Source organism: Acidimicrobiales bacterium, assembly GCA_036491125.1.
GTDB lineage: Bacteria > Actinomycetota > Acidimicrobiia > Acidimicrobiales > AC-9 > AC-9.
Map to the genome: position 1 here is coordinate 17,101 of DASXCO010000002.1, position 10,005 is coordinate 27,105.

The following is a 10,005-nucleotide window of genomic DNA, read 5'->3' on the forward strand; positions in this document are numbered from 1 at the left end:
GATGGCGACGAGGACCACCCGAAGTCGAGCAACGCGCCGCACCCACACGCCGATCGTGCTGCAGATGGAAGCGGCCGAGTGTGGGGCGGCGTGCCTCACGACCATTTTGAACTACTACGGCCGGGACGTCCGACTCGAGGAGGTTCGAGAGGCGTGCGCCGTGTCGCGAGACGGCGTCAACGCGCTGAGGGTCGTGGCCGCGGGCACGAGCTTCGGGCTCGAGGCGCACGGCTACCGTTGCACAGCCGACGAGGTGCGCACCCTCGATCCGCCGTTCGTGGTCTTCTGGAACCAGAACCACTTCCTCGTGGTCGAGGGGACCGGACGACGCAAGGTCCACCTCAACGACCCGGCCTCTGGTCACCGGTCGGTGTCCCCTGAGGAGTTCGACGAGGGCTACAGCGGGGTGGTGCTGCGATTCCATCCGAGCCCGGACTTCAGGCCGGATCCCCGCCACGGGCGCCGTCGCCCGGTGCTCGAGATGTTGAGGCTGCTGGCTGGCTCCCGGGGCGGCGTCGTCTACGCGGTCCTGGCCGGCGTGGCAGTGGTCGTACCGGTCACCGCCGCCGCCATACTCGCCGCCATCTTCGTGGACCAGGTGCTCGGCGCCCAGAACCACAACTGGGTCTCCGAGATCCTTTTGCTCGCTGCGACCGTCACGCTGCTGGTCCTGGCCCTCAATCTGTTCCAGCAGCGCGTGCTCCTCCGCCTCCAGACGAAACTGTCGATACGGATGTCGGCCGGATTTCTCTGGCACCTGTTGCGGCTGCCGACGCGCTTTTTCGACTCCCGGTCACCCGGCGCGCTCGTCAGCCGGGTGCAGCTCAACTCACAAGTCGCCCAGCTCCTGTCCGGGCAGGTGGCGACCGCAGCGATCAGCGCCGTCACCATGGCGCTCTTCGCCGTGGTGCTCCTCGCTCTCGACTGGATCCTGGCCCTGGTCGCCCTCGCCATCGCCTCCTTCAACGCCGTCGTTCTGGTGACCGTATCCCGCCGACGGATCGCCATGAACGAGAGCCTCCAGCAGATGTTGCTCCGGCTGAGCGGTTTCACCTTCCTGGGCGTCAGCATGATCGACGACATCAAGGCGACGGGATCGGAGAGCGAGTTCTTCGCCCGCTGGGCGGGAACCCAGGCGCAGGCGCTGAACACCCAGCAGCGGCTCGGGTTCCTCACGCAGTCGGTGTTGGTCGCCCCTCCCTTCCTCACGGCGCTCAACACGGTCGTGATCCTCGCGGTCGGTGGCCTTCTGGTGATCGACGGCCACCTCGGCCTGACCAAACTGGTCGCCTTCCAGCTGCTGGCCGCCTCGTTCTTCGCCCCCATCACCCAGCTCATCTCCGTGGCCAGCCAGTTCCAGAACGCCCGGGCCTGGACGCAGCAGATCGGCGACGTGCTGGGACAGTCCCTGGACGAGTCTGCGCCGGAGGTCAGTCCCGCCCTGGCGCGTTCGGCCGGCGCGGAGCTCGTCCCAACGTCGGGGGCTCGCCGATCTCATCCGGACACGGCCAGACAGACGTCTGTTGCCGGGGGCGACGGCCAGGCGGCTGCCCGTGTCGCCAGCCGCCTGAGGGGACGGCTCGAGCTGCGCGGCGTCGCCTTTGGCTACGTACCCAACGAGCGTCCGACCGTCGCCGACCTGGACATCACGATCGAGCCCGGCCAGCGGGTCGCCCTGGTCGGTCCTTCTGGGAGTGGGAAGTCCACCGTCGCCAACTTGATCGCCGGGCTTCTCCATCCGTGGGCGGGTGAGATCCTCTTCGACGGGATGCCGAGGGTGGCTGTGCCGCCAGAGGTGATGGCGGCGTCGCTGTCAATTGTCGATCAGTCGGTGTTGCTGTTCAGCGGAACCGTGGCCGACAACATCCGGTTCTGGGACCGCTCCATAGCGGCCGCAGATGTCGTGCGCGCCGCCGAGGACGCCTGCATCGCAGACACTATCGAGGCCAAGGCAGGCGGGTTCGGCCACCTCCTCGCCGAGGGCGGCCGCAACTTCTCCGGAGGCGAGCGTCAGCGGCTCGAGTTCGCCCGCGCCCTGGCGACCAACCCCACGGTGCTCGTCCTCGACGAAGCCACGAGCGCGCTCGACCCAGCGACAGAGGAGCTGGTGGACACCAACCTCCGCCGCCGAGGCTGCTCGTGCCTGATCATCGCGCAACGGCTCTCGACGATCCGAGACAGCGACCAGATCATCGTGCTGGAGCGAGGAAACCAGGTCCAGCGGGGCACCCATGACGAGCTGCTCGCCCTCGACGGGGTCTACAGCCAGCTGGTGTCGCATGAGTGACGAGACACGGACGGCAACCGGCCCGTTTGGCGACGATGATCAGCTGGCCGGGTGGTTGGAGATGATCGGCGAAGAGTGGACGGTTGGGGCCAATCGGCCGGTCGAGCTCGCTGACGACACAGCGTGGTACGTGGTCGAAGGAACGCTCGACCTCTTCCTCCAGCAGCTGATCGCCGGCGGCTATGGGCGGCGCCACCTGCTGATGACCGCCCATGCCGGGACCCTCGCATGGACCGGTGGGAATGTACCCGTGCCAGCAGGGTGGCGCCTACTCGCCGTGGGACACCCTGGAACGAAGCTCCTTCGCGTCAATGGCCCGCAGCTGCGCGACGTTGCCGACGAGACAATGGCCGAGAGGGTCGATCGATTCGTGGCGGGGGCGACGACGGCCATCGGCGAGGACCGGGGTGCCAGGCGCGAGCAGCGCGACCGGCGCAGCGTCGACGAGCGCCTCGATCGGGCGCGGGGCCGTTTCGAACAGGCGATACAGGCAGCCATCACGCTCTCGGCTGCCCACGAGGCAACAGAGGGCGAGCGGCTCCGCGCCAGGCCCGAGCGCGAGCAGCACCTGCTCGACCGCGCCATCTCCAATCTGGTCGAGGTGGTTGAGCGGGAGGAGAGGCTGGGCAGCGCCGATGATGACGATCAGCTGGCCCAGCTCAACCTCGCGCTGGCGCGCATCGGCCGACAGCTTGGGGTCGAGTTCCCCACGCACATCGGGCTCGAGGAGGGCGGCTCAGACCCCGTCGCCGCCAGGATGAGCGCCGCCGGTTGCCGGTCCCGAGTCGTCAGCCTGCGAACGGGATGGTGGCGGAACGCCGGCATGGTGCTGCTGGGCTTTCGCGCCAACGGGGGCCGGCCAGTCGCCCTCATCTCGCGGCAGTCACGATACCTGCTGTTCGACCCGTCCACCGGGACCACTAGTCGGGTCGATGAGCAGGTGGCGAGCACGGTCGCCCGTCAGGCGTACGCCGTGTACCGCCCGCTCCCGCCGGACGTGGCCTCGGCGGGGTCACTCTTCCGCGCCTTGCGCCCGCTCATCGGGCTCGACCTCCGGCTGCTCCTCGGTCTCGGTGCGCTGGCGGGGCTCGTCACGCTGATCACGCCGATGGTCACCTCGATCGTCTACAACTCGGTACTCCCCGACGGCAACCGCACGCTGCTGCTCGACGTGGCCGTTCTCCTCATCGCCGCCACCGTCACCTGGGGCCTCGTAACCCTTTCCAAGAACCTCACCGTGGTGCGTCTCTCTGGGCAGCTCGAGGGCTACGTCGACCCTGGTCTCATGGACCGCCTCCTCCAGCTTCCGAGCGAGTTCTTTCGCCGCTACGACAGCGGCGACCTCGCGACGCGCGCCGCTGGGTTGCAGATCATCCGGCAGCAGCTCTCGGGCTCGGTGATCACGTCCTTTGTCACCCTGTTGTTCGCGTCGTTCAACGTGGCGCTGCTCTTTGCGTACTCCGCCGTCCTGGGGGCGGTCGCCCTCGGCGTCCTCGCGCTCGTCCTCGTCATCGTGGTCGTCCTCAATGTGCGCTCCGTCCGGCACCAGCACAAGGCCTACGACCACAGCGGGGAGGTTGCTGCCGATCTCTACCAGATCCTCCAGGGCATCCACAAGATGCGAGCGGCCGGCGCCGAGTCCCGGCTGATGGCCCGATGGGCCCGCGGATTCCGCCGTCAGCAGCGTGAGACCTACGCTGCCGGCAGGGTCCAAGCCTGGATATTCGCGCTGATCACGGCCCTGCCCACCGGCCTGGCGTTCACGCTTTACGCCGTCACAGCCGGTGCCCTGGACGACAAGATCACAGGGGGCGACTTCCTGGCGGTCATGACCGCGCTCGGGCAGTTCACCGCCGCGCTCGCGGTCACGGCGCTGACGATCGGACCGCTCCTCACCGTCATTCCGCTGTGGCGGCGCCTGCTCCCAATCCTCCGGGAGCCAATCGAGGAAATGGGGACCGGAGACCCCGGGAGCCTGTCCGGGCGGGTGTCGATCCGCGACGTCTCGTTCGCCTACGGCCGGGACAGCCCGCCTGCCCTTCGCGGCCTGTCGTTCGACGTCCGGCCGGGCGAGTTCGTTGCCATCACGGGTGCGTCGGGCTCGGGAAAGTCCACGCTCCTGCGGCTGCTGCTCGGCCTCGACCACCCTGACTCCGGCACGGTTCTCTTCGACGGCAAGGACCTCGACCTGCTCGACGCCCGAGCCGTGCGCGGCCAGATCGGCGTCGTCATGCAGGACGCACGACCACTTCCAGGGGAGATCCTGTCGACAATCCTGGGTGAAGGGTCGACCGACGAGGGTCAGGCCTGGGCCGCCGCCGAAGGGGCCCGCTTGGCCGACGACATCCGTCATATGCCGATGGGCATGCACACCATCATCGGTGAGGGAGGCCTGACCTTCTCCGGCGGCCAAGTCCAGCGCATAATGGTCGCAAGAGCCCTCGCCCGCCGGCCCAAGTTGCTCCTGTTCGACGAGGCCACCAGCGCCCTCGACGATCGGGATCAAGCCATGGTCTCGGCCCACATCGAGCAGATGGAAGCCACCCGCATCGTGATCGCGCACCGCCTCAGCACCATTCGCCACGCCGACGCGATCTACGTGCTCGACCGGGGGCGCCTCGCCCAAGCGGGCACCTTCGACGAGCTGATGGCTGTCGAGGGTCCTTTTCGCCGACTTGCCGCTCGCCAACTGCTGTAGAAACAGCCGCTGGTTCAGGAGAGCCGGTCGCTGCAATCACGACCCACGAGTGACTCCGGCATCCGGACTGCTCCTCGTCCCTCAACCGAGCTGGTCATGGCCGATCAGACCACGGCCCGTGGACCTGAGGGCGGTGACAGGCAGCCCGAGGAGGTGTGAGCCCTCTGCGAAGATGAGTCCGCGCGTCAGTGCCCACTGCAGTGCGTCTTCCGTCTCGTCTCGTTGATCGCCAATCCCGAGGATTCGCTGGCGATCGAGCGGCACCTCGAGCTCTTGAAGGAGGCGGACGACGTGACGCGGGACCTCATAGGTGAGCGGCTCCGACCCGCGGGTGTCGACCACCTTGGCCTCGACGCCGCTCGCAGCACAATCGAGCTCGAGTCGCGGGGGTACGGCGGGATGGGCCCAGCGCTTGCGCCACTCGTCGATCAGATCGTTGAGCGGCCCGCGCCACTTGGCGGTGTTCTTGGCGTAGGCGGCGTCGGCGGTTGCGTCTTCGAACCAGTAGGCGAACTCGCGGAGATCCATCCCGGAGAACGGCAAGGTATGTCGATACATCTCTGCTGGCTCGAGCGAGAGGCCGAATCCCTCTGGGTCCTCGAAGTAGGCACTGAACCGCTCGAAGCGCACTGGAAAGACGGCCCCGGGAGGCGGGAGATGGAAGAGCTGGGGAATGACCGCCTGATACGCCGGATAGACCGACTCGTCCTCTCCCGGGAACCCGATGAGGATGTACCAAATCGGATCCACACCGTGTCGTCTGCAGGACTTCAGGAGCCGCACGTTGGTGAATGCGTTGCTTCCCTTTCGCATCAGCCGAAGAACGTCGGTAGAGAGCGCCTCGACTCCGGGCTGGATCGCTGTCACCTGCGCCTTGGCAAGCGTGGCGACGTCGTCGTCGGACAGGTTCGCCTTGATCTCGCAGAACAGGAAGGACGATGGCGGCGGACGCAGGAGTGGCAGCACCTCGGTGAGGTACTCCTTTGGCATGATGTTGTCCACGGACTGGAACCCTGCGCGCGTGCGGGTCGCGTACCGGTCGAACAGCGATTGGATCGTGTGGACGGCGCGACCCGGCGACATGGCCCGGAATGCCATGGACTCGCCATTCAGTCCACAGAAGGTGCACTGGCTGCGTTCGCCCCACCAACATCCCCGAGCGGTCTCGAAGAGCACCGCCGGCTTCACCGCTGATTCGCCCGGAAAGAGACGATCGACAGCGTTGAAGTAGTCGTCGTAGTCGAGCTCGGGGTACTCCTCGATCGCCTGGTCGGCTCCCCGCTCGACTGCTGGGCGCAGGCCACCGGAAGGAGGTGGTGTCGTACGAATCGTGACGGGCGTGTGTGAGCCCACGATGGTCGCGGGGTCCGGTCGTGCGGCGGACTGGCCAGAGGTCCCGTGGGCCTGATTGACACCGGGAATGTGAGGAATCCTGTTCCGGTCTCGAAGCCAGTGCTCGAGGAACAACGGAAACGAGACCATCCCCGGCCCTGAAAACGTGAAGTCGAGCGCCGATATTGAACGAGCGAGCACACCCCCGGGACTTCCCTCGCAGGTCGCTCCGCCCATCAAGGTGGTGACCTCAGGATTTCTCTCTTTTACCAACCTGGCGATCGCGATCGACGGGTTCGTCTGGGCGAACATGGCAGTGAAGCCGATGAGGTCGTAGGAGTCGAGGCGGTAGGACTCGATGAGCTCCTCGCTGATCCGAGCAACCTTGGCTTTGAGGTCGGCGATCAATTGTCGATCGGGTGGCGCGCTGTGAGGAAAGTACCGACCGAAATAGTCACCATCGTTCGGGGTCAGCTGCGGGTGCGCGATCTCGCGGAACAGCCACTCGCCGAGACTGCAGGAGAAGAAGTCGTGGCAGATCTCTTGATAGATCTCGGCACCGATGCGCTTTCCATATTCGAGATTGAAGTGGAGGAGGCTGACCTGGATCTGCGACCCGAGGCGGGCCTCGGCCACTGCCCGCAGCTGTGTCAGCCCGATCGGCGGCCGGTTGAGCGACCCAAAGGGCATGTTGACGAGCGCCAACCGGGGCGCGTCGACACGGCCCCCAGCGCGAATCGATTGCGTGACGGAGTGTGCGGACACCTCGTGCTCCCCCCGAACTCGCCTTCGCCCCAACATACATGGGCGGCTGCGGTCGTGGAAGGGGTTACAGGCCAGTCCACGCCTGGGAACGCTTCACCATCGGGAAATGACCGCGTTCGACTGGGCACCAGACCGAGGCGCCGGTGTCACCCGGTATCGGCAAAGGTTCGCCGCCACTTCTGGCGGCTCTCCAGAGGCTGTGGCATATTGGCTATGTCCATGGCGGATTCCGGCGTACCGAGGCGGAGGTTCGGACGTCGATGACAAAAGGGGGGGTCAAATGTCTACGGAAAGCGTCAGAGCACTGTTTGAGCGGGTCAACTCTGATGGAGGGTTTGGGCGTCGGCTGGAGGAAGCGCAGACGCCGGAGGACAAATACCAGCTCATCACCCAGGCTGGATTCGACATCAATCGACAGGACTTGGAGGTCATCAAGTCCCTCACTGGTCTCGAAGAGCTATCGGACGACTACCTGGCGCAGGTGGTTGGCGGTGCGGCGGGTGCGCAGGCGGGGCGCCCTCTTCCGGAGCCCGACGGGGGCCGTGACCAAATGAATTGGAGCTGAGACCCTCCCGCTCGCCGACCACCAGTCTTGGCCGGCGTGTAGGAGGCATCCCGACGTGACCACCACCGCGGACGCGTCAGTCCAGCTCACCGTCGAGCGCCTGACCGGAAGAATCGGAGCCGAGATACGAGGGGTCGACGCCGCCGCTGATCTCAGCGCCGAAACCGTGGCCCAGATCCGCCGGGCGCTCGTCCAGCACCGGGTGGGGTTCCTTCGAGACCAACGCCTCGACTACGAGGCCCAGATCCGCTTCGCCCGCCGCTTCGGTGACCTCACCCTCGGGCACCCGACTCTGGTCTCGCCGCCCGACCAGCCCCACCTCGGAGAGATCGACTCGAGTGTGGGCGTGGGCGCCAACTTCTGGCACACCGACGTAACCTTCGTGGACCAACCGCCAGCGTTCAGCATGCTGCGAGCCGTGGTCATCCCCGCGCTAGGCGGCGACACCCTCTGGGCCAACACGGTGAGCGCCTACCAGGACCTCTCGCCTGAGCTGCGGGAACTGGCGGACAGGCTGCGCATCGTCCACACCAACGCCCAGGGCTACTCGAGCATCGCGGAGAGCACCGACGATAAGACCAAGCTCTTCCACGTACTGCCACACGACGGGTCCGTGGCTGCCCACCGGCGCCAGTTCGTCTCCACCGTCTACCAGACCGAGCATCCGGCGGTCCGGATCCATCCCGAGACCGGGGAGCGCTCGCTGGTGTTGGGAGGCTTTGCCTACAACGTCGTGGGACTGAGCCCGCAGAGCTCCCGGGACGTTTTCCGGCTCCTCCAGGACTACGTGACCCGCCCGGAGAACACAGTCCGCTGGAAGTGGCGAGTCGGCGACCTGGCCATCTGGGACAACCGCGCCACCCAGCACTACGCCATCCACGACTACGGCACCGCCCACCGCCGCGGGGAGCGGGTCACCGTCGCCGGTCCAGTCCCCGTCGGTGTGGACGGCCGCACCAGCGTCGCGCTCCGGGGTGACGCCAGCACCTACTACGCCGACGGACAGCCGGCGTAGGTCGGCCGCGACATGAGCCCTCAGTCGCAATCGGTCAACATCACTGAACCAGGTCAACAGGCTTCTCTTTCGAGTTCCTTCGGGCCGGGTTCCAACGTGAAGAGCGATGGCCTACTTGGGACTAGCCGCGTCTGACGACTTCTCACCCGTAGGTTTCAACCAGCGCCCGACCAGCGGAATATTGCCCACGGCGGCGCAGAACTCGTCGGGGCCAATGGCTTGCTGTGCGGTTACGCACGACACACCCGCGAGCCCGCCGGACACAACCATGCTCGGTGTGATCGACCATGACGACCGCTGCTGGCCGCCGGCCATGAGACAACTGCCAACCTGATCGGCAACGCGGCGGTGTGCCTCCATGACCATCATGATGCGGCACGGCGACTACGGGCACGACCGGACACGATGGCGGGCGCAGTCGAGGAGCTCCTACGGTTGGAGCCACCAGTGCAGCTCACCTCGCGGATGGCCACTGTCGGCACCAAGCTAGGAGATCAGCCGATCGCTGAGGGCGACCAAGCGTTCGTCTCCATCGGTGGTGCAAATCGAGACCCGGCGATGTTCTCAGACCCCGACGCATTGGACCTGGACCGCGCGCTAGGAGTGTCTCTAGCCTTTGGACACGGCGTCCACTTCTCCGCCGGCGCGGCCCTCGCCAGAGTCGAGGGGGAGGAGGTCCTTCGACGCCTCATACAGCTGGACCCACCCATCGAGGAGCGAGCGATGACCTTCGAGAGCGGAGCCTCGGCCACCTTTCGTCGCGTTAACAAGCTCGTCCTCCACTGAACATTGGATAGGGGTTATCGCGGCTTGACCTCTTGCCGAGCGAGAAGCTCCTTGCCTTGCCCGAGCAGCCTCGGAAGCACCTGCGGGCGGTTAGCAAGCAGCAGGGCAAGATCGACAGCCTTTCCGTGGACCTCTACGCCAGGACCCACCGACCAATCGAGGTCAGTCGCGACTAGCCGGACACGCCGGGTTCGGGGAAATGTTCCTCGGCCACCAAGGATGGGCGCCGTTGTCCGGGATGTGAGCCGGGCGAGCCGGCTGTATGCGTCGAGGACCGCTCGGAGGTCATCCGGGTCCGGATCGAAGGCGGAGTTGATCGGCCGGAGGGCGTCATTTCCGTGTACGACGACCTCGCCAAGCCCTACCGCGATCGGCACGCCCGGCAGTCGAAACCGCCCGTCGGCGGCTCGGCGGAGACGGTCGCACAGATCTGGGACCGGGAGCTGTCCGAGATGGCGGGCCGCCTTGTCAAGGGTGCGGTTCGGCGTGCCAGCGCGCAGCCCGTCGCGGAGCATCGAGGACGGGGTGGATTCGGCGAGATAGACGAGATGGCCGAG

The 10,005-nt window shown here is 66.5% G+C and carries 7 protein-coding genes; 6 read left to right on the plus strand and 1 reads right to left on the minus strand.

Annotation, left to right across the window (positions count from 1 at the left end; translation table 11 throughout):
• Position 1: 1 nt before the first annotated feature.
• On the plus strand, positions 2–2,287 hold the full coding sequence (locus tag VGF64_00135; protein ID HEY1633137.1) for an NHLP family bacteriocin export ABC transporter peptidase/permease/ATPase subunit: 2,286 nt from the start codon (positions 2–4) through the stop codon (positions 2,285–2,287).
• Complete coding sequence (locus VGF64_00140; GenBank protein ID HEY1633138.1) at positions 2,280–4,985, plus strand: NHLP bacteriocin export ABC transporter permease/ATPase subunit; 2,706 nt, start codon at positions 2,280–2,282, stop codon at positions 4,983–4,985. The genes VGF64_00135 and VGF64_00140 overlap by 8 nt, the downstream gene beginning before the upstream one ends.
• A gap of 81 nt (positions 4,986–5,066) precedes the next feature.
• Here the strand turns inward: VGF64_00140 and VGF64_00145 are convergent, their stop codons facing one another.
• Entirely contained in the window at positions 5,067–7,082 is a 2,016-nt protein-coding gene (locus VGF64_00145; GenBank protein ID HEY1633139.1) for a RiPP maturation radical SAM C-methyltransferase, read from the minus strand.
• A 280-nt stretch (positions 7,083–7,362) separates the two neighbouring features.
• On the opposite strand from VGF64_00145, the gene VGF64_00150 reads away from it, so the two are divergent.
• From VGF64_00150 to VGF64_00165, 4 genes are all read left to right on the plus strand, one after another.
• Positions 7,363–7,647, plus strand: coding sequence for a Nif11-like leader peptide family natural product precursor (locus VGF64_00150; GenBank protein HEY1633140.1), 285 nt, complete (start codon positions 7,363–7,365; stop codon positions 7,645–7,647).
• A 55-nt stretch (positions 7,648–7,702) separates the two neighbouring features.
• Positions 7,703–8,662 carry a TauD/TfdA family dioxygenase gene (locus tag VGF64_00155; protein ID HEY1633141.1) on the plus strand — a complete coding sequence of 320 codons (960 nt, stop codon included), beginning with the start codon at positions 7,703–7,705 and terminating at the stop codon, positions 8,660–8,662.
• 300 nt (positions 8,663–8,962) lie between these two features.
• Entirely contained in the window at positions 8,963–9,448 is a 486-nt protein-coding gene (locus VGF64_00160; GenBank protein ID HEY1633142.1) for a cytochrome P450, read from the plus strand.
• Positions 9,449–9,786: 338 nt separating this feature from the next.
• A partial coding sequence (locus VGF64_00165; protein HEY1633143.1) for a hypothetical protein occupies positions 9,787–10,005 on the plus strand: 219 nt, incomplete at its 3' end.

Coding starts and splice junctions, on each gene's coding strand:
- VGF64_00135 (HEY1633137.1), top strand. CDS start 2: ATGGCGACGAGGACCACCCGAAGTCGAGCAACGCGCCGCACCCACACG.
- VGF64_00140 (HEY1633138.1), top strand. CDS start 2,280: ATGAGTGACGAGACACGGACGGCAACCGGCCCGTTTGGCGACGATGAT.
- VGF64_00150 (HEY1633140.1), top strand. CDS start 7,363: ATGTCTACGGAAAGCGTCAGAGCACTGTTTGAGCGGGTCAACTCTGAT.